General features: G+C 50.3%; 20 protein-coding genes and 2 pseudogenes. 21 read left to right on the plus strand and 1 reads right to left on the minus strand.

From position 1 onward, the window contains the following. Window positions 1-2: 2 nt before the first annotated feature. The 4 genes and pseudogenes from DW819_RS00540 (at window position 3) to DW819_RS00555 (ending at window position 2,279) form a co-directional block, all read left to right on the plus strand. Entirely contained in the window at window positions 3-233 is a 231-nt protein-coding gene (locus DW819_RS00540) for a DUF6718 family protein (RefSeq protein ID WP_118731595.1), read from the plus strand. A 362-nt stretch (window positions 234-595) separates the two neighbouring features. Then, window positions 596-892, plus strand: a pseudogene (locus DW819_RS16105) (nucleotidyl transferase AbiEii/AbiGii toxin family protein); the annotation flags it as partial. A gap of 74 nt (window positions 893-966) precedes the next feature. Then, window positions 967-1,161: pseudogene (locus DW819_RS00550) on the plus strand (hypothetical protein); the annotation flags it as partial. A 149-nt stretch (window positions 1,162-1,310) separates the two neighbouring features. Beyond that, window positions 1,311-2,279, plus strand: coding sequence for a PD-(D/E)XK nuclease family transposase (locus DW819_RS00555; protein ID WP_118731596.1), 969 nt, complete (start codon window positions 1,311-1,313; stop codon window positions 2,277-2,279). 187 nt (window positions 2,280-2,466) lie between these two features. Here the strand turns inward: DW819_RS00555 and DW819_RS00560 are convergent, their stop codons facing one another. After that, window positions 2,467-2,670: a hypothetical protein gene (locus DW819_RS00560; protein ID WP_118731597.1), complete on the minus strand. Its 204-nt coding sequence runs from the start codon at window positions 2,668-2,670 to the stop codon at window positions 2,467-2,469. A gap of 89 nt (window positions 2,671-2,759) precedes the next feature. On the opposite strand from DW819_RS00560, the gene DW819_RS15855 reads away from it, so the two are divergent. From DW819_RS15855 to DW819_RS00640, 17 genes are all read left to right on the plus strand, one after another. Next, a complete protein-coding gene (locus DW819_RS15855; protein ID WP_243025455.1) occupies window positions 2,760-3,077 on the plus strand; it encodes a hypothetical protein in 318 nt (105 codons plus the stop codon). A 145-nt stretch (window positions 3,078-3,222) separates the two neighbouring features. Then, window positions 3,223-3,993 carry a DUF234 domain-containing protein gene (locus DW819_RS00570; protein WP_243025456.1) on the plus strand — a complete coding sequence of 257 codons (771 nt, stop codon included), beginning with the start codon at window positions 3,223-3,225 and terminating at the stop codon, window positions 3,991-3,993. 144 nt (window positions 3,994-4,137) lie between these two features. Next, window positions 4,138-4,299, plus strand: coding sequence for a hypothetical protein (locus tag DW819_RS15780; protein WP_207665284.1), 162 nt, complete (start codon window positions 4,138-4,140; stop codon window positions 4,297-4,299). 34 nt (window positions 4,300-4,333) lie between these two features. After that, entirely contained in the window at window positions 4,334-4,903 is a 570-nt protein-coding gene (locus DW819_RS00575) for a VanZ family protein (protein WP_118731598.1), read from the plus strand. 115 nt (window positions 4,904-5,018) lie between these two features. Then, window positions 5,019-5,501, plus strand: coding sequence for an S-ribosylhomocysteine lyase (locus tag DW819_RS00580; protein WP_118731599.1), 483 nt, complete (start codon window positions 5,019-5,021; stop codon window positions 5,499-5,501). A gap of 17 nt (window positions 5,502-5,518) precedes the next feature. Further along, window positions 5,519-7,243 carry a GGDEF and EAL domain-containing protein gene (locus DW819_RS00585; protein ID WP_177303555.1) on the plus strand — a complete coding sequence of 575 codons (1,725 nt, stop codon included), beginning with the start codon at window positions 5,519-5,521 and terminating at the stop codon, window positions 7,241-7,243. Further along, entirely contained in the window at window positions 7,236-7,757 is a 522-nt protein-coding gene (locus tag DW819_RS00590) for a sigma-70 domain-containing protein (protein WP_118731600.1), read from the plus strand. Before DW819_RS00585 ends, DW819_RS00590 begins: the two co-directional genes overlap by 8 nt. A gap of 160 nt (window positions 7,758-7,917) precedes the next feature. Then, on the plus strand, window positions 7,918-11,682 hold the full coding sequence (locus DW819_RS00595; protein WP_118731601.1) for a phosphoribosylformylglycinamidine synthase: 3,765 nt from the start codon (window positions 7,918-7,920) through the stop codon (window positions 11,680-11,682). Between the two features lie 147 nt (window positions 11,683-11,829). Beyond that, the gene (locus tag DW819_RS00600; protein WP_118731602.1) at window positions 11,830-13,149 is read left to right on the plus strand and encodes an aspartate kinase; all 1,320 of its coding nucleotides are present in this window, start codon (window positions 11,830-11,832) and stop codon (window positions 13,147-13,149) included. Window positions 13,150-13,330: 181 nt separating this feature from the next. Next, a complete protein-coding gene (locus DW819_RS00605) occupies window positions 13,331-15,325 on the plus strand; it encodes a M28 family peptidase (protein ID WP_118731603.1) in 1,995 nt (664 codons plus the stop codon). A gap of 5 nt (window positions 15,326-15,330) precedes the next feature. Beyond that, entirely contained in the window at window positions 15,331-16,566 is a 1,236-nt protein-coding gene (locus tag DW819_RS00610; protein ID WP_243025458.1) for an NAD(P)/FAD-dependent oxidoreductase, read from the plus strand. Window positions 16,567-16,602: 36 nt separating this feature from the next. Next, complete coding sequence (gene cmk / locus DW819_RS00615) at window positions 16,603-17,292, plus strand: (d)CMP kinase (RefSeq protein ID WP_118731605.1); 690 nt, start codon at window positions 16,603-16,605, stop codon at window positions 17,290-17,292. Beyond that, complete coding sequence (ispH, locus tag DW819_RS00620; RefSeq protein ID WP_118731606.1) at window positions 17,292-18,143, plus strand: 4-hydroxy-3-methylbut-2-enyl diphosphate reductase; 852 nt, start codon at window positions 17,292-17,294, stop codon at window positions 18,141-18,143. The genes cmk and ispH overlap by 1 nt, the downstream gene beginning before the upstream one ends. After that, entirely contained in the window at window positions 18,124-19,206 is a 1,083-nt protein-coding gene (gene rpsA, locus DW819_RS00625) for a 30S ribosomal protein S1 (protein WP_118731607.1), read from the plus strand. The genes ispH and rpsA overlap by 20 nt, the downstream gene beginning before the upstream one ends. 210 nt (window positions 19,207-19,416) lie before the next feature. Beyond that, a complete protein-coding gene (locus DW819_RS00630) occupies window positions 19,417-20,007 on the plus strand; it encodes a nitroreductase family protein (protein WP_118731608.1) in 591 nt (196 codons plus the stop codon). 351 nt (window positions 20,008-20,358) lie between these two features. Next, the gene (locus DW819_RS00635; protein WP_118731609.1) at window positions 20,359-20,529 is read left to right on the plus strand and encodes a zinc-ribbon domain-containing protein; all 171 of its coding nucleotides are present in this window, start codon (window positions 20,359-20,361) and stop codon (window positions 20,527-20,529) included. Beyond that, the gene (locus tag DW819_RS00640; protein ID WP_147353151.1) at window positions 20,517-20,879 is read left to right on the plus strand and encodes a hypothetical protein; all 363 of its coding nucleotides are present in this window, start codon (window positions 20,517-20,519) and stop codon (window positions 20,877-20,879) included. Before DW819_RS00635 ends, DW819_RS00640 begins: the two co-directional genes overlap by 13 nt. Window positions 20,880-20,993: the final 114 nt, after the last annotated feature.

A 20,993-nucleotide genomic window follows, 5' to 3' on the forward strand; every position in this document is an offset into this window, starting at 1 on the left:
TAATGTGTTATCTAGTAGCGAAAGATCGTGATGCACATGGCTGTTTTGCTTTTAAAACAACTCACGGAAAGCATCTGGTAGAATTAAAGAGGGAACTGAATAAGGCGGTTGGGTATAAAGGAGTGCAGATTGTAACAATCAGCAGGCCGACAGCGTATGGCGAGTATGCACCTTACCGTTTTGTGGATACAGAGCAAGAGTTCCAGACCCTTGTAAAAGGACTTCGGCCATAAAAATAATGCTGTGTGAACTCCAGAAGTTCACACGGTATTTTTTTTATGGCTGATATATAGTATGTGACGGAAATAAAATGAACTCCTGGACTTCAAAAAAGCCCTCGCTGTGTGATACACAGTGGTGGCGTTGGTAAAAAGACTCCCACATAACGTGTATAGTTAAATGTGTTTCATGGGGAGCCATTTTATTATGCAGTTTTCTGTATAGCCAGAGGCTTGATTTCTTCTAAGGTCAGGTCTGTAAAAGCGGCAATATCTTCGTAAGTGAGTTTAGCGGAGGCCAGCATACGTTCACCAATGAATGAGTAGGAATGGAATATCCGGGTATTCGGTTTACCATGAATGCTGTGATGGGAAAACTCGTTACACCGATGAAGATTGATATTTCCACAGGAGATGTTATCACGTCAAGAGCAATCGAGTACAACTATAAATTGCTTTTGGATGACCGTTCCATCAGTCTCTGGTCGTACAATCTGGAAACCATTCTGGCAGAAAAACTTCAGACGGTCCTTGCAAGAGGTCTTTTGAATACCCGAATGAGAGACTTCTATGACATCAAGACCTTGCTTTCTATTTACGAGCAGGATATCGATGCTGATGTGCTGAAAAAGGCATTTGAGGCAAACTGTAAGAAAAGAAGCACCGAAAATCTTTTTACGCCCATTTTTAGCCTGTCTGTTCTACGCAGATGGGCTTTTCTTATGCCCAAAAGAAGGTGGTCATCCGCATGGCATCCAGAATCCAGGGCATCACCGTTGAGATCGGCGGCGATACCACGAAGCTCTCCAAAGCACTGGAAGGCGTAACCAAAACAATCAAGGGAACGCAGTCCAGTCTTAAGGATGTCAACAAACTCCTGAAACTGGACCCTTCCAATACAGAACTGGTCGTCCGGAAGCAGAAGATGCTCAAGGATGCCATTGAACTGGAGAAGAGGGGGGATGACCAACAAAATATTGCTGGAAAGTTCACAGAAGACCGCTTGATAAACAGATGGCTTTATGGTAACATGAAAATACAATAGGGGTATTGTATACTCCGATTGATAACACTTTGAGGAGGTGCTTGCCGGTGGAAAGACAGACTGCTCTTGCAGAGGCAATTGATACTGTTGCTGACAAGGCCAAATATGACCGATGTGCAAAAAAGCTGCTTTCATTCAAAGCGATTGATGCTTGGATTTTGAAAACTTGTGTGAAAGAATTTTCGCTTTTCAGCGTAGATTATATCAGTGAACACTGTATGTCTGGAAAAGTGGAAATTTCCGAACATGCAGTTCATCAGGACGAATTAAACAAAGGACAGAAGATAAACAGCGATGAGCAAGTGACGAAGATGAATTCGGAATCCAGCTCAATAAATGAAGGAACGGTGTATTATGATGTGCGCTTTAATGCTATTGCACCGGAAAATGGAGAGCCGATTACACTGATCATCAATCTGGAAATTCAAACAGATGATAAACCGGGGTATGAGCTTGTAACTCGCGGTACATACTATTGTGCAAGAATGATTTCAGAGCAGCATGGTACGGTGTTCACTGGCGATCATTACGAGAAAATCCAAAAGGTCTATTCAATCTGGATATGTCCGTCAACTCCAGATTGCAGAAAGAATGGAATGTTCCGCTACCACACCATTGAGGAACCTGTATTCGGAGATGCCTATGTAAAAAAGGAAGACTACGATTTGATGGAAGTGATCATCCTGAATCTGGGAGAGCCAGATAACGAGGCGGATTGTGGGATTTTGAATTTGTTAAATACGCTTTTTTCTCCTACGGTTCTGCCAGATGAAAAGAAAAAAGTCCTTAGCGAAAAGTATAACATTGCAATGACAGCAGAGTTGGAAAGTGAGGTGCAGCGTATGTGTAACTTGAGTACAGCAATTGAGAACAAAGGCGTTGATAAAGGTGTTGACTTGATGGCAAAACTGATGAAAATTCTTCTTGCGGAGAAAAGATACAGCGATGCTGAAAGGGCTTCTGATGATGCAGAGTATCGTGACCAGCTTCTGAAAGAGTATAAGCTGGTTGGATAAGCGCTTCTGAAAGAAGCCACGGAAATATTTTGCCCACTGGTGCACTGTGTAGAATCTTACATGGTACGCTGGTGGGCTTCTTTTTTTGCCTCATCCCGCATGAACCACAGACAGCACCCCGGCATGCTCCGAAGTGAAGTTGTGGCTTATGCGGGTTTTTGTGTTATGTGGTCAACGGGTTACAATATCATACTGCCAATCCGTATAAAATCGCTTTCAGTTCCTTTACCATTCGGGTGAGAATCTCCTGCTCAAGTGTGTTGCAGTCCAAAAGCAGACGGTGAATCTCGGAATCGGCAGTGGAAGCCGAGTGAGTCAGACTGTCTACGAGAAGGTCGTCTGCTGATACGTTCAGTGCATTTGCGATATCAACCAGAGTATGCCACTGCAAAGCAATGTTGATGGAGCAAAGTTCGCTGCGTTCATCGATTCAGCCGTGGCAGATAGCATCAGGGAACTGGAGAAGAGGGAGAATGGTACATGAAAATACTTCGTATTACAGCACAAGGGCTTCCGTTGTTTAAGGAAGAGATGGATATTTGCTTTTACACTCAGCAGCGTGTGAGTGAAGATGACAGGAATAATCTGTATAACCTGATTGACAACTATTACCTTCATTCTGCATGTGCGTTTATTGGAATCAATGCTTCTGGTAAAACCTCTGTGTTGAGCTATATTCTAAAGCGCAATGACATTAAGAAGAGCGATGCATATCAAAGCGGATTTCTGGAAGGAACAACTCCAGCGTATGAAGCATATATGCGTTTGAAGAAAAATCTGGCCGCTTCAATTAAATAAGGGGGCGGTAGGATGAAGTTAGCACCATATATAGCGTGTGTATGTGAAGGATCAGCAGAAGATGCTGTGGGATGCAATTCAAGTAAGGGGGAGATGCGTATGGGCTGAAATACTCTGACGGATTTCGCTTGACTTCGTACATCTGATGAATTCTTATACTCGTAAGAAAGTAACTTACGAGTTAGTAACTCACGACTATCTGTATGAGGAGCCAGCCAATCTTCTCAAACAGGAACTGCGAGAGCCAGCCATTTATAATGCCATCATCAAGGCAATCGCTGAGGGGGCATCCCGCCTGAATAATATTACAATGGAGGTCGGAGAGGACAATTCGGTTGTCTCAAAATATCTGAAAACCCTGATTGACCTTGGCATTGCCAAAAAAGAGACTCCGATCACAGAGAAGCCTGGAAAGAAAACAATCTATCTGCTGGCAGATAACTTCTTCCGGTTCTGGTATCGCTTTGTCCCAGTCAATGTGAGTGTAATTGATTCTGGCAGAATTGCAAAGACCTATCCGCACGCCGTAAAACAGTATCTTCCCGACTATATGGGACTGATATTTGAAAAGATGTGTCAGGATTATCTGCTGTATTATGCCGACCAGCTCCCCATTGAACTGAGTGAAATCGGTCAGTGGTGGGGAACTGATTCCAAGAAGAAAAAGCAGATACAGATTGATATTGTTGGAACTCCCGTAGAAGGAAAAGAGTATATCATCGGTTCCTGCAAGTATCGAAATGAAAAGATTGGTGTGGATGAGCTTGAGCTGATCAGGGATTACGCATCGGTGTTCGGAAAAGGAAATAACTACCACTACTATATCTTTTCTAAAGGTGGATTTACGGACGGACTGCTTCAAGCACAGGAGCGAGGAGAAGTTCAACTGATCACTTTGGAGGATCTTTACGAGTAAACAATATTAAGAATATGAGATTCATGTAATGACTCAATTAAAATATCGTCATTCATCTGTATAATTATGCCTTTTCAGTTGAGAATACAGGCCTGTACTGTTACAATTCCAGCATATTATCATAATTTTGTGAGGTGCTCGGTCATGGAAAATATGACGATGATTCAGGAAAAACGGAAGAAAATGAGAAGTCAGCTGGAGGAAGCATACAGGCAGCAGGATGAAGAGAGGGTTGTGGATGTGGCAAAGGGCCTGAGCGCACTGGCCGGAGAAATCTTAAGAGGTCATGCGGACTCCGGCAGATAGAGCATGAGAGTTTGTGCTTCGATTGGAGACTAGAATGTTTTTTGATGTTTTGCGTTGCATTATCATAGATTTCTTTCAGCCGGTTTCCTATTTGCTGGTTATTTTCGCTGCGGGCGTGCTGGCAGCGGGATTTTTCCTGGGGATCCGGAGGGTGACAGGATGGAGGATCCGGTTTCAGATTTCAGCAAATGGTCTGTGCCGGGTCCTTTTGCTGGTGTATCTGCTGGTTTTGCTGCAGACGACTCTTTTTTCCCGGGAGCCGGGCAGCCGCTATTCCCTGGACCTTACCCTGTTTGAGACCTGGGGCCGCTCGGCGGTCAGCCGTGCATATTTTATCGAAAATATCCTGATGTATCTGCCCTTCGGAATTCTGGTGCCTGCCTGCTTTCGGAAGCTGGAACGGCCCTGGGTCTGTGTGCTGACGGCATTTGCAAGCTCAGTGCTTCTGGAATGGATCCAGCTGCTTACCCATCGGGGGTATTGTCAGCTGGATGATGTGGTCACGAATACGGCGGGAGCGCTGGTGGGCTGGTGCCTCTGGCGGCTGCGTAAGCTTCCGTCCCGTGTAAAAAAAATCAGGAAACAGCATCGGGATTTTTGTTGATTTTACGGCCGGTTTTTATTACAATACATATGCGCCTCTGTGTGTGGCAGATATTGCGTTTTTATCTGCGGGCATGGAGGATCTGCGCTGAGAACATGCATAAGGAGATTGCATCATGGAAAAAATCACAAGTTTTACCATCAATCATTTAAAACTTCTTCCGGGAATTTATGTGTCCAGAAAGGACAAGGCCGGGGATGGCATCATCACGACCTTTGATATTCGCATGACCAGACCCAATTTTGAACCGGTCATGAATACCGCGGAGATTCATACAATAGAGCATCTGGCAGCTACGTTTCTGCGCAATCACGATGGAATTAAGGACCGCGTGATCTATTTTGGCCCAATGGGCTGCCGCACCGGCTTTTATCTTCTGCTGGCCGGCGATTACCAGTCCTGCGACATCGTTCCGCTTATGCGGGAAATGTTTGCGTTCATCCGTGATTTTGAGGGCGAGGTGCCGGGAGCCAGCGCAAGGGACTGCGGCAATTACCTCGATATGAACCTTTCCATGGCAAAGTGGCTTGCAGACCGTTTCCTGCGGGAGGTAATGGACAACATAGATGACAGCAGGCTGACCTATCCGCAAGACTAAGAAAAGGCTGAGATCGAATGAGAAAAGTAATACATGGCATACCAAAGAAAACGATAGAATATATGCTTCGGCTGTTCAGTCCGACCATGGATGATTACCCCTATGTGCTGGATCTGAAGGATGATTCTTACCTTATATCTTCCACGGCGGTACAGCGTTTCCGGCTGCCTGCAGATCATTTTTCAAATTCTCGGGAAGTGCACCGGCAGTTTGTATATCCGGAGGATCTGCCGGCTTTGTGGGAAGATCTGGACCGGATCCGGTCCGGTGAGAAGAGTGACCACAACATGGATTACCGCTGGCTGGACCGGCATGGAGATCCGGTCTGGATCAACTGCAGGGGTCTGGTGCTTTATGAGCAGGATGGCTCCCCCAGGTATCTGATCGGATGCATCAATGAGATCGGCAAAAAGCAGAAGGCAGATAATGTCAGCGGCCTTCTGGGTGCAGGCGGACTCTGGCAGTATGCCCAGGAGTTTCCGGCTTTTCTTCCGGACGGCTTTGTCATACGTCTGGGAATGGATGATCTGGGTGTAGTGAACAGCAGCTTTGGCATGAATTTCGGAGATTACCTGTTAAAGGAAACTGCAGATTGTATCCAGAGGGTCATGGAGCCGGAGCAGAGGCTGTTCCGGCTGGTTTCGGACCAGTTCATCATTGCGGACTTAAGCGGGCGGAGCATCCGGGATGCAAAGCAGCTTTATGAACGGATCCGCACGGAAATCAGCAGCTGGGTGGAAGCCCACCAGTATCAGATATTGTTTACGGTATCGGCCGGGATCATCGGGACAGGGGGCCGTGCTAATGATTATGACCAGCTCCTCAAATATCTGGAGTTTGCTCTGAATGAAGCAAAACGGGCCGGAAAGAATGAGTCATACGTGTTCGCGGAGCACGATTATGAGGCCTGGAGGCGTCGCCAGAGGCTGGCAAAGCAGCTTTTATATGCGGTGAACAACGGCTATGAGGGTTTTGAGGTTTATTATCAGCCGGTGATGAATGCCCCGGAGCATCACCTGGTCTCAGCTGAGGCACTGATGCGCTTTTACATTCCGGCTGAGGCAGTCAGTCCACATGACAGCAGTGAGAAGGAGCAGAGGATGGTTTCACCGGCGGAATTCATTCCGATCCTGGAGGAGAGCGGACTCATTATTCCGGCAGGACGGTGGCTGCTCCACAAAGCAGCTGCAGATTGCAAAAAATGGCAGAAGGATTGCCCTGGTATGCGGGTACAGGTGAATGTATCTTATGTTCAGGTGGCAAAGGCCAATGTACTTCGGGAGGTCCGGGAGGCGCTGGAAGAATCCGGGCTTCCGGCAGAGTGCATGGGCGTGGAGCTGACAGAGAGCGGCTATCTGGATCCGGGCGGGCATTTCCGGAAGGTATGGCAGGGCTTAAAGGCTCTTGGCGTGAAGGTGCTTCTGGATGATTTCGGAACCAGATATTCCAACTTCCACTGTCTGGGAGACCTGACACCGAATGGACTTAAGATTGACCGATCCTTCACCCGGAAGGCTCTGGCTGATTCCTATGAGTTCAATCTGTTGGCCCAGATGATCCAGATGTCTAAGCGTCTTGGGATCTATGTATGCATTGAAGGGATTGAGACCCAAGAAGAGCTGGAGCGGATACTTATGCTGGAGCCGGACCGCATTCAGGGATATTATTTCAGCCGTCCGCTGCCGGAGGAATTGTTTCGCAAAAAGTTTATCAGACAAAAGGAGATGTCGGGCAATGCATGATGATGTATACCAGTTATATTTAGATGAGATCGCAGCCATCCGTCCTATGGACACAGAGGAGGAAAGCCTGCTTTTAGAAAAGCTTAAGAGTGGAGACACCACGGTCCGCACTCGTCTGATGGAGGGCTATCTTCCGTTTATCGCGGAGACTGCAAAGGCTTACGCGGATCAGGGCCTTCCGATGGGAGATCTGGTGCAGGAGGCGAATATGGCGCTGATCATGGCGGCCGACCAGTACCGGGAGGGCGATTTCAAAAGCCAGGTCAAAGCCCTTGCGGATGAGATGATCCGGGCAGCCCTTGAGGAGCAGGGACTTGAGACTAAGGTGGAAGAGGAGATGCTTGCCCGCGTGAATGTCTTAAAAGAGGTTTCAAAGCGCATGGCCGAGGAGCTTGGACGGGAAGCTACGGTAGCGGAGCTTGCGGAAAAGATGAAGATGACCGAAGATGAGATCAGGGACATCATGAAGCTGACCCTGGACGCCATGAGTGTCAGCCCGGATGCGGAAGTGTAGTCTTACAGGATATAATTGATTAGCTGCAATGATAAATGCCATAAGATATATTAATTTTATTTATAATATATCTTGTGGTATTATTTATTTGAATGAGATTTATCAGTCTCTGTTATGAATCGCAAACAAAAAAGGAGAAATACAGTACAGGAGGAACCACATGAGTGTAAAACGCGTGTATGTAGAGAAAAAACCGGAGTTTGCCGTAAAGGCCGGAGAGCTTCGCGAGGAGATCGGCAGCTATCTGAGCATAGACACCGTGACAGGGGTCCGTGTATTGATCCGCTACGATATTGAAAATCTGTCTGAGGAGACCTATAAGCAGGCGCTCGTTACCATTTTTTCCGAGCCGCCGGTAGACTATGTATATGAAGAGGACTTCCCGAAGGAAGAGGGCGATACCGTATTTTCCGTAGAGTACCTGCCAGGCCAGTTCGACCAGAGAGCAGACTCCGCAGAGCAGTGCGTGAAGCTGTTAAAGGAGACCGAGGAGCCGGTCATCAGAACTGCGACCACCTATGTGCTTTCCGGTAAGCTGACTGAGGAGCAGACTGCTGCCATCAAGGCATTCTGCATCAACCCGGTCGATTCCCGTGAGGCAGGAAGCAGGAAGCCGCAGACTCTGGTGACGGTATTTGAGACCCCGGCAGATGTAGCTTCCTTCGAGGGCTTTACTGATTTTGATACTGCGCAGTTAAAGGAGCTTTACGATTCCTTAAATCTGGCTATGACCTTCCGTGATTTTGAGCATATCCAGAAATACTATGCAGGGGAGGAACACCGTGACCCGACCGTGACCGAGATCCGGGTACTGGATACCTACTGGTCTGATCACTGCCGTCACACCACCTTCTCCACGGAATTAAAGGACGTGACCATCACCGACGGAGATTACAAGGCTCCGATCGAGGCTACCTATAAAAACTACCTGGCTGACCGCGAGGTGCTCTACAAGGGCCGTGATGACAAATTTGTCTGCCTGATGGATCTGGCACTGCTTGCCATGAAGAAGCTGCGTGCAGAGGGCAAGCTTGAAGATCTGGAGGTATCTGACGAGATCAATGCCTGCAGTATTGTAGTTCCGGTTGAGATTGACGGCGTGACCGAGGAGTGGCTGGTAAACTTCAAGAACGAGACCCACAACCACCCGACTGAGATTGAGCCTTTCGGTGGTGCCGCAACCTGTCTTGGCGGCGCTATCCGCGATCCGCTTTCCGGCCGTACCTATGTATACCAGGCTATGCGCGTGACCGGTGCTGCAGATCCGACCCGCCCGCTGTCTGAGACCTTAAAGGGCAAGCTGCCGCAGAGAAAGCTGGTCAACAGCGCGGCAAACGGCTACAGCTCCTACGGCAACCAGATCGGTCTTGCCACCGGCTATGTAAAAGAAATCTATCATCCGGATTATGTCGCAAAGCGTATGGAGATCGGTGCTGTCATGGGCGCTGCTCCGAGAAAATACGTGAAGCGTCTGAATTCTGACCCGGGCGATATCATTGTTCTGTTAGGCGGCCGTACCGGCCGTGACGGTATTGGCGGTGCTACCGGCTCTTCCAAGGTACATACCGAGGCTTCCATTGAGGTCTGCGGCGCAGAGGTCCAGAAGGGTAATGCTCCGACTGAGCGCAAGATCCAGCGTATGTTCCGCCGTCCGGAGGTCAGTGAGATCATTAAAAAGTGCAACGACTTTGGTGCGGGCGGTGTTTCTGTAGCGATCGGTGAGCTCGCGGCAGGCCTGCAGATCGATCTGGACAAGGTTCCGAAGAAGTATGCCGGCCTGGACGGTACCGAGATTGCTATCTCCGAGTCCCAGGAGCGTATGGCTGTGGTCCTGGATCCGTCTGACGTAGACAAATTCCTGGGCTTTGCTGCCGAGGAGAACCTGGAGGCTATCCCGGTTGCAGTGGTTACCAGTGAGCCGCGCCTTGTCATGAACTGGAGAGGCAAGACCATCGTAGATGTAAGCCGCGCGTTCCTGGACACCAACGGTGCCCATCAGGAGGCAAAGGTTGTTCTGGAGACTCCGGTCAAAGAGGGCAATCCGTTTGTTAAGAAAGAAGTAGCAGATGTGAAGGCCACCTGGCTGAACGTCTTATCCGACTTAAATGTATGTTCCCAGAAGGGTCTGGTGGAGCGTTTTGACGGCTCCATCGGCGCAGGCAGCGTATTTATGCCGTTTGGCGGAAAGTACCAGCTGACCGAGACCCAGACTATGGTTGCGAAGCTTCCGGTACTGAAGGGAAAAACCGATACCGTTACCATGATGAGCTACGGCTATGATCCGTATCTGTCCAGCTGGAGCCCGTATCACGGTTCTGTTTATGCCGTGCTTTCTTCCGTAGCGAAGATCGTGGCAAGCGGCGGTGATTTCAGAAAGATCCGCTTCACCTTCCAGGAGTACTTCAAGCGCATGACTGAGGATCCGACCCGCTGGGGCGCTCCGTTTGCAGCCCTGCTTGGTGCTTACAACGCACAGCTTGGCTTCGGCCTTCCGTCCATCGGCGGCAAGGACAGCATGTCCGGTACCTTCAACGATGAGAAGCACGGAGAGATCAACGTTCCGCCGACTCTGGTTTCCTTTGCGGTGGATGTGGACCATTATCCGAATATCATCACTCCGGAGTTTAAGAAGCCGGGCAGCAAGATCGTTGTATTCCAGATCGAAAAAGACCAGTATGACCTGCCGGATTACGCGCAGATCATGGATGGCTATGAGAAATTAAACACAGATATCAAGGCTGGACGCATCCTTTCCGCTTATGCGGTAGAGGGTCACGGACTGGCTGAGGCTGTCAGCAAGATGGCCTTTGGCAACAAGCTTGGCGTGAAGATCGAGCATAACGTAGATCCGAGAGATTTCTTTGCCGCAGGCTGGGGCAATATCGTCTGCGAGGTTCCGGACGGCAAGGTGGGTGAGCTTTCCATCCGCTATACCGTGATTGGTGAGGTGACCGACAAGGCAGTCTTCGAGTACGGCCCGGTATCCATTTCCATGGATGAGGCCTTAGGCTCCTGGACTAAGACCCTGGAGAATGTATTCCCGACCACCTCCGGTGTAAAGCAGACTGAGGTGAAGTCTGAGCTGTTTGAGGCAGACAAGCTCTATGTATGCAGCCACAAGCTGGCACAGCCGACTGTATTTATTCCGGTATTCCCGGGCACCAACTGCGAGTACGACAGCACAAAGGCCTTTGAGCGTGCCGGCGCAAAGGTTGTAACGAAGGTATTTAAGAACTTAAGCGCGGAGGATATCCGTGATTCCGTAGAGGAATATAAGAAGGAGATCGCGAAAGCCCAGATCGTGATGTTCCCGGGCGGCTTCTCTGCCGGCGATGAGCCGGAGGGCAGCGCGAAGTTCTTCGCTACGGTATTCCGCAACGCAGTCATCCGTGAGGAGATCGAGAAGCTCTTAAACGAGCGTGACGGTCTGATGCTCGGTATCTGCAACGGCTTCCAGGCTCTCATCAAGCTTGGCCTGGTTCCGGAGGGACGTATCTGTGAGCAGACCGCTGAGTCTCCGACTCTGGCCATGAACACCATCGGACGCCATATTTCCAAAATGGTATACACCAAGGTTGTCACCAACAAGTCCCCGTGGCTTGCCGGCGCTGAGCTTGGCGGCGTATACTGCAATCCGGCATCTCACGGTGAGGGCCGTTTCGTCGCAAACGATGAGTGGTTAAAGAAGCTGGCAGCAAACGGCCAGATCGCTACCCAGTACGTAGATGAAAACGGAAACGCTACTATGGATGAGTTCTGGAACCCGAACGGCTCTTATATGGCTATCGAGGGCATTACCAGCCCGGATGGACGTATCCTGGGTAAGATGGCTCATTCTGAGCGCCGCGGTGAGGCGGTAGCCATGAACATCTACGGTGAGCAGGATATGAAGATCTTTGAGAGCGGCGTGAAGTATTTTAAGTAATAAGCGATAGATCCTGACGGGGTGCAGCATAGATGGCGGCGCCCCGTTTTTCAGTTTGTCGGGTATTGACAGAAAGTGCGATTTAAAGTATTATTTGGAATAACTGCCCCGGAAAGATCCGGGAACATTATGAGGAGAGACAGCGATATGAAGAAGGTTGTGAAGTTTGGCGGCAGTTCTCTGGCGAGTGCCCGTCAGTTCAAAAAAGTCGGAGATATCATCCGTGCAGACAAGACTAGAAGATATGTGATCCCGTCCGCACCGGGCAAGAGAAACAGCAAGGATACCAAGGTTACGGATATGCTGTATGAGTGCTATGCGGCTGCATCTGCCGGAGCATCCTACAAAAAGATCCTGGAGGCGATCAAGGCACGCTACCAGGAGATCATTGACGGCCTGGAGCTGAACTTAAATCTGGATCATGAGTTTGCTACCATCGAGGAGAATTTCGTAAAGGGAATCGGCAAAGACTACGCAGCTTCCCGCGGCGAGTACTTAAACGGCATTGTGATGGCAAATTATCTCGGCTACGAGTTCATTGACGCGGCAGAGGTCATTTTCTTTGATGAGCATGGCAACTTTGAGGCAGAACTCACCAACAAGGAACTTTCTGAGCGTCTGGAGCATGTTGAGCGTGCCGTTATCCCGGGCTTCTATGGTTCAAAGCACGACGGCAGCATCAAGACCTTCTCCCGCGGCGGTTCCGATGTGACCGGTTCCATCGTGGCCCGCGCGATCCACGCAGACCTGTACGAGAACTGGACCGATGTTTCCGGTTTCCTGGTTACCGACCCGCGCATCGTGGAAAATCCGGAGGTCATCGAGACCATCACCTACAAGGAGCTCCGCGAGCTGGCTTACATGGGTGCAGGCGTGCTGCATGAGGACGCTATCTTCCCGGTAAGAAAAGAGGGTATCCCGATCAACATCCGCAACACCAACCGTCCGGAGGACAAGGGTACTCTGATCGTAGAGAGCACCTGCAGAAAGCCGCACTACACCATCACCGGTATTGCCGGAAGAAAGGGCTTTTGCGCGATCAACATTGAGAAGGCCATGATGAATTCCGAAGTTGGGTTTGGGAGGAAAGTTCTTGGTGTGTTCGAGAAGTTCGGAATCTCCTTTGAGCATATGCCGTCAGGGATCGACACCATGACCATTATGGTACACCAGGACGAATTTGAAGAGTACGAGCAGTCTGTGATTGCCGGTATCCACCGCGCGGTAGAGCCGGATCTGGTAGATCTGGAAGCAGACCTTGCTCTCATCGCAGTGGTTGGCAGAGGTATGAAGGGCACCCGCGGTACCGTCGGAAGAATCTTCTCAGCACTGGCACATGCCCGCATCAATGTCAAGATGATCGATCAGGGCTCCAGTGAACTCAACATCATCATCGGTGTGAAGAATTCTGATTTTGAGACCGCCATCAAGGCTATCTACGACATCTTTATCACCGCAGCAATCTAAACGATATGCCGGATATTTGATCCGGCTCCGAAACATGAGGGAATCTCACGCAGGACATTTGCCGGCGCGCGGTTCCCTCTTTCGTTGTGGGAGAAAATGTGCTATACTGGATGTTAAGTTTTGACCTGCGGACCGGTGTTTTACGGGAATCAGGAAAGATAAGAACAAAGAGGGGAGTTTCATGAACAGAACAAGATGCCAGGTCCCGAAACAGGGCCTGCTGCTTTTGACTGCTGCGCTGTTGTCCGGCTGCGCCGGTCCGTCTACCAGAGTGCTGCCGCAGCGGCAGGGCGGAACCATGCAGGAGGTTCCGGATGAGATCCCGGTGGTGGAGGAGGTAAATTCCTTTTATCTGCAGGAATCGCTGGGCATCCTTTCCGCTTCTGCGCGCCCGGCCGGAAGCCGGGAGGAGGACAGTGCCGCCCGCTATATCCAGAAGCTTTTAAAGGACTACGGTTATGCGGTAAGCCGTCAGCGCTTCCGCCAGAAGACGGAGCATGATGAGGTCATCGGCACCAATGTGACGGCGGTGCGCCAGGCGGAGGATCCGGATGCGGATATTCTGCTGGTCTGTACCTGGCATGACTCGCTTCCGGACAGTCCGGGTGCCGGAAAGAATGCATCCGGTGTTTCGGTTTTTCTGGAGACAGCCCGTCTCCTTTCCGGTCTTCCGACGGATACGGAGCTCCGTTTCGTCAGTCTGTCGGCTCATGAGAGGGATGCGCTTGGAGCGCGGATGTATGCCAGAAGCCTGAGCAAGCGGGAGCGGGAACGGCTCATTGGCGTGATCACCATTGGCCCGTGTGGCGCGGTTGACACCCAGGACACGGTCCTGGCTACCCAGGATGGCAGAGGGACCATGCTGGGAGAGCTGATCCGGGAGGCTTCAGGCGGAGTCACCGGACGTGAGTGGGAGTTTGCGGCTCAGGCGGGGCAGGAGAATGGTATCTTTGCCTCTTACGGGATTCCGGCTGTCCAGGTGGGACAGCGCTTCGACAGCTTTGATTTTGGGACACCGCTCGATACCGTAGACACGGTGGATGCGGAGTGTCTGTCGCAGATCGTGGATACGCTGTGTCAGTCGGTATCCGGGATCATGAGTCTGGATAGCCCGTCCATGCGCGCAAAGGCACATTTTGAGAATAACTGGAATGATTTTGTCTATTCCCAGGATCCGGGACAGAGAATTCTGTTCGGGGTATCGCCAGACCGGCTTCAGGCCTTGTTTGGTATTCCGGGAAAGCTGGCTGTGGTAACCCGGGATGCGAAGAACCGTCCCATTGAGAGATATCAGTTTTCCATGTACTGGTTTGACATGGATCAGCCGTTTAAGACCTGCTGCTATTTTACGGATGAGCAGCTTGATCTGGTCAGCCTGATACCCGGCGGGAACCGGCTGACTGCGAAGGAAATGCAGGAGCAGCTTTCCTTGCTGTACGGAGAGCCGCACAAAAAGAATCTTGGCCCGTATGGCCTGGACTGCGTCTGGCTGGATGAGCAGAGGGGAATGCAGCTGGAGCTGATCCCCGGAAAAGACAGCTTTGAGATCGAGATCTGCGCTTATACGCCGCAGCTGAAAACGATCGCGCGTTTTAACTCGGACGGAACGCAGCCGGAGGGAGAACAGGCCCTTTCGCCGGAATTAAAGTCCCTGAAGGATCTGTGCAGTACCATGTTCTGCCCGCAGGAGGAAGCCTGCCAGGCCGCACAGCTGGTGTTCGAGTCAGATGGCGAAGGCGGCCGCACGGCTTCGGTGGTGAAAGACGCGGAGACTTCTGACATCTGGGAAGTACACATTGACCCGGCGGATTTCGTTCGGGAAGACGGCGGCATGAAGGATCGCACCGAAGCGCTGATAACGCTGGAGCGGACCTATGGACTGCTTCTTGCCGCAGCAGAGCCGGAGCGTTACGCAGACGGATACGAGGCCCTGGTAAAAGGCCTGGAAGCCGGAACACGGGAGATTGTGGATGCAGCACCCGGAAGTAGCATCACCCGGAAGCAGGAAACCCTGCCGGAGCTTGCGGATGCGTTTGCCATGTACGTTCTGGCAGAGATGCCTGTGGACAGCCCCGGAAGCTATCAGGAATGCGTACGCTATTTTTATCAGTTTGAAGAACTGAATACATACCGCAGTGCCGTGAGAATCGCTCTGGGACTGCAGACGGAGGAATAATCAGTATGAGTCATGTGATCATCATCGGCGGCGGTGCCGCAGGCATGATGGCGGCGATCGCCGCAGCCGGTGCGGGCCATAAGGTCTGCATCTATGAAAAAAATGAAAAGCTTGGTAAGAAAATCTACATCACAGGAAAGGGCCGCTGCAACGTGACCAACGCCTGCGATACGGAGGAGCTGTTCCGGAATGTGGTCCACAATGCCAAGTTTTTATACAGCAGCTTTTACACCTTTACCAATACCGATGTCATGGACCTGATCGAGAAGCATGGCTGCCCGTTAAAAACGGAGCGCGGAGGCCGCGTGTTCCCGGTTTCGGATAAGTCCTCCGATGTCATTCACGCGCTGACGGTGGCGCTTCGGGAACTGGGCGTGGAGGTGGAGCTTCATGAGGAGGTGTCCGGGGTCCTTGCAGAGGACGGGCATGTATCCGGCGTGCGCTTAAAACGCGGACAGAAGGTGGTCCCGGCCGATGCCGTGATCGTGACCACCGGCGGCCTGTCCTATCCGTCTACGGGCTCTACCGGCGACGGATACCGTTTCGCGACGGAGCTGGGACATACCATTACCGAGCTTTCCCCGGCCCTGGTGCCCTTTGAGGCAAAGGAAGCAGTCTGTAAGGATCTGCAGGGCCTGTCCCTGCGCAACATCAGCGTACAGATCCGGAACGGAAAGAAGGTATTGTATGAGGAGTTTGGCGAGATGCTCTTCACCCATTTCGGAGTCAGCGGACCGGTACTTCTTTCTGCCAGCAGCTATGTTGCCTCCACGCTGAAAAAGGGACCGCTTACTCTTTCCATTGACCTAAAGCCGGCGCTGTCCGAGGAACAGCTGGATGCCAGGATCCTGCGGGATTTTGAGGAGGCTAAGAATAAGCAGTACAAGAATTCCTTAAACCATCTGCTTCCGGCCAAGCTGGTTCCGGTCATCCTTGAGAGAAGCGGCATTCCTGCGGAGAAAAAGGTGAACGAGATCACCAGGGAGGAGCGCCATCAGCTGGTGCGTGCTGTGAAGGATTTCTGTATCACTCTGGTGGGACTGCGGGATTATAAGGAGGCCATCATCACCCAGGGAGGCGTGTCCGTTCGGGAGGTAAATCCGTCCACCATGGAGTCAAGAAAGACGGCAGGACTTTATTTTGCGGGCGAGGTGTTGGATCTGGACGCGGTGACCGGCGGGTTTAATCTGCAGATTGCCTGGTCTACCGGATACCTGGCAGGAATTTCCATTCCACAGTAAGGGATGAAACGATAGAAACAAGGAGACGAAAAAGCTATGGAAAAACATGCATTTAATATCGCGATCGACGGCCCGGCCGGTGCCGGAAAGAGCACCATCGCAAAGCTGGTGGCAAAGAAACTTGATTTTATCTATGTGGATACCGGTGCCATGTACCGTGCCATCGCGCTGTATCTGCTGCGCAGCGGCGTGGATACTGCCGATGAGGCGGCAGTCAGTGAGGCTGTAAAGAACGCGGACATCACCATCTGCTACCGGGACGGAGCACAGCAGGTCATCTTAAACGGTGAGGATGTATCTGGCCTGATCCGCACGGAGGAGGTGGGCAATACCGCTTCGGCTGTCAGTGTGTATCCGGCCGTGCGCGCCCATCTGTTAGAACTGCAGAGAAGCCTTGCGGCCAGCCGCAACGTGATCATGGACGGCCGTGATATCGGCACCTGCATTCTTCCGGACGCAGAGGCCAAGATCTACTTAACGGCCAGCAGCCGGGTCCGTGCCATGCGCCGTTACAAAGAATTAACAGAAAAAGGTACCATGTGTAATCTGGAAGAAATTGAGCAAGATATCATTGAGAGAGACCACCGCGACATGACCAGGGAGACTGCGCCGCTGAAGCAGGCGGAGGATGCAGTGCTTCTGGACAGCTCCGAGATGACCCTGGAGCAGGTGGTGCAGGCCATCATCGATACCGCAAAAGCCCGCGGCCTGAAGGAGGAAGCCTGATGGAGGTTATCGTTGCGAAGACAGCCGGGTTCTGCTTCGGTGTGAAGCGTGCGGTAGAGCAGGTCTATGAGCAGATCGAAAAGGCAAAAAAGCCGGTCTACACCTACGGTCCCATTATTCACAACGAGTTTGTAGTAAAGGATCTCGAGGAGAAGGGCGTGCGGGTGCTGAACACCGAGGAAGAGCTTGCCGCCCTGAAGGACGGAATTGTCATCATCCGCTCCCATGGTGTCGGGAAGCATATTTATGAGCTGCTTGAGGCACATCATATCACGGTGGTGGACGCAACCTGTCCGTTTGTGAAAAAGATCCACCGGATCGTGGAGCAGCAGACGGCAGAGGGACGCCGTGTCATCATCATCGGAAGCCCGGAGCATCCAGAGGTGCAGGGCATCCGCGGATGGGGCAATGACACCACTCTGGTGGTGGAAAAGCCGGAGCAGATCGAGAATCTTCCGGTGGGGATCGGAGAAAAGCTGTGTGTCGTATCACAAACGACATTTAATTACAAGAAATTTCAAGATTTAGTTGAAAAATTCGAGAAAAAGGGTTATGATATACTTGTTTTAAATACGATTTGCAATGCAACACAGGAAAGACAAGTGGAAGCTAGACGTATTGCTTCTGAAGTGGATGCTATGATTGTCATAGGCGGCAGGCATAGTTCCAACACACAGAAACTCTACGAGATATGCCAAAAGGAATGTAAGAATACTTACTTTATCCAGTCACTCGGCGATTTCAACCCTGAATGTGTGAATTCTGTGCGCAGCGTAGGTATTACAGCGGGGGCATCCACCCCGAATCAAATTATTGAGGAGGTTCATACTAATGTCAGAATTAAGTTTTGAACAAATGTTGGAGGAATCATTAAAGACAATACGTACGGGAGAGATCGTCACTGGTAAAGTCATTGATGTGAAAGAGGACGAGATCGTCCTGAACATCGGATACAAGTCTGATGGTATCATCCCGAGAAGTGAGTACACCAACGAAGCAAACGTAGATCTCAGAACCCAGGTTCAGGTTGGCGACGAGATGGAAGCAAAAGTTGTTAAGGTAAACGATGGCGAGGGCCAGGTTGCACTGTCTTACAAGAGACTGGCTGCAGACAAGGGCAACAAGAGACTGGAAGAGGCTTTCGAAAACCACGAGGTTCTTACCGCAAAGGTTGCACAGGTACTGGACGGCGGCTTAAGCGTTGTTGTTGATGAGGCTAGAGTCTTCATCCCGGCAAGCCTGGTATCTGACACTTATGAGAAAGATTTAACCAAATACGCAGGTCAGGATATCGATTTTGTTATCACTGAGTTCAACCCGAAGAGAAGAAGAGTCATCGGCGACAGAAAGCAGCTTATGGTTGCTAAGAAGGCTGAGCTTCAGAAAGAGCTCTTCGAGCGCATCCATGCAGGTGACACCGTAGAGGGTACTGTTAAGAACGTTACCGATTTCGGTGCATTCGTAGACCTGGGCGGTGCTGACGGCCTGCTTCATATTTCCGAGATGTCCTGGGGCCGTGTTGAGAATCCGAAGAAGGTATTCAAGACCGGTGATCATGTAAAGGCTCTCATCAAAGATATCAACGGCGAGAAGATCGCTCTGAGCTTAAAGTTCCCGGAGCAGAATCCGTGGGCTGACGCAGCTGAGAAGTACGCTGTAGGCAACGTAGTAACCGGTCGTGTTGCTCGTATGACTGACTTTGGCGCATTCGTTGAGTTAGAGCCGGGCGTAGACGCTCTGCTTCACGTATCTCAGATCTCCAGAGATCACGTTGACAAACCGGCAGATGCTCTGACCATCGGTCAGGAGATCGAGGCTAAGGTTGTTGATTTCAACGGCGAAGACAGAAAGATCAGCTTAAGCATGAAAGCTCTGCAGGCTCCGGCTGAGCAGAACGAGGCAGACGCTGAGTAATCTGAATTAAATAAAATTTTAAAGCACTATGACGTGGAATGAAAAGTTCCGTGTCATGGTGCTTTTTTGTTACTGGGCACACATGTGTGTCCAGCATCTTTTTTCAAGTGCTGGAAATGTGAAAACAATCGTGCTACTATGGAGAAAATGGTGCTTCGGAATCACTGCAAATGGATGTGACAGGAGACAGAATTGGAAAGGAGCTATATCATGTTAACAGATTTGGTGCTTAAAAATCGTAGTTATCGCGGATACAACAAAAGTCGTAAAGTAACAAAAGAGGAACTTATGGAACTGGTGGACATTGCAAGACTTTGTCCTTCTTCGGCCAATATTCAGCCTCTTTGTTATTATCTCGCATGGGAACCGGATGAAGTGGCAAGGATTCAGGAACAGACCCGTTGGGCCGGCGCAATTACACATATGAAGCTGCCGCATCCCGGCATGGAACCACCTGCTTTTATTGTGATTCTGCAGGATACAAAGATTAATGATTCTATGACACGGTTCCAAAAGGATGTCGGAATTGTAGCACAGACTATGCTTTTGGCAGCCGCGGAGAAGGGGCTTGGCGGCTGCATGATCGGAAGCTTTCATGCGCAGAATATCAGGGAAATCCTGAACCTGGATAAATCTTACGTGCCGGTGCTGGTGGTGGCAATTGGCGAACCGGAAGAAAAAATTGTCCTGGAAGATGTGGAGCCAGAAGAAAGTACGAATTATTACCGTGATGAACAGGATGTTCATTATGTGCCGAAACGTAAACTGAAGGACATTGTATTTACGGCAGAGAAAAAATAAATATAATAACACTGGCACAGCAGAAATGTTACGTGTGTCTTTTACGGAATATTTCTGCTGTATCGGGATCGGAAGGAGAATTTTGTAGTTTTTTGCGATGAGAGCTTTCTTGTTTTGATTGTGATAAACAAGTTCTCATGTTATACTTGGTTTCAATCTATGTACAGTCTGTTTTTCAGACAGTGTCTTTTCATTCTCTTACATACATTCTATGTATTTTCCCAGTTTTATCTGTTATACGGGCATAAAGACTTTTGCGCAAAGTGCGGAAACGCTGTAATGTAACAGAATTTCCGCAGCGCAGAGTCTATAACGATTGCCATAGAGAAATCCACAGAAAGGAGAAGGAGTATGGTATTTTGCGCAAAGTGCGGAAAAAAACTGAATGAGGGGGCGAGGTTCTGCCCCAGGTGCGGCACACCGGTTGGAGAGCAGGGAGCGCGGGTACTTCCGTTTCGCAATCAGGAGGCGGCAGTTCCGGTACGTTTTCCTGGGATCAGGCAGGTCAGATGCGTGATCTGAGCAGAGAATTTCAGGAGAGCGATGTAGAACAAAATAAGCTCATGGCTGTGCTTTCGTATTTCTCGCTCCTGGTGCTGCTGCCAATCCTGTGCGCGAAGGATTCAAAGTACGCCAGATTTCATGCAAATCAGGGGCTTATGTTACTGCTTGTGTCGATGGGATGGCAGTTTATATCTGCAATGCTGAATCTGGTATTTGACCGGTACTGGTGGCAGTTTCGCTTCCTGCTTTCACTGTCCGGAGTAGGATATCTGCTGATTCTGGTGCTGTTTTGCATGGGAGTGGCAAATGCTGTTACAGGAAAAGCAAAAGAACTTCCGCTTATTGGACATTTTCGGATTCTGCATTGATCGAAAAAAACGTTTTTTCTACAAGAACTGCTCTAAATGTGGTATGATGGTAACTGTTCAGTAGGTCTGCGCATTTACTGCGCTGACCGTAAGAAAACATAGGCGGGTAGGCAA

This window comes from Clostridium sp. AM33-3 (assembly GCF_003480315.1).
Classification (GTDB): domain Bacteria; phylum Bacillota; class Clostridia; order Lachnospirales; family Lachnospiraceae; genus Brotaphodocola.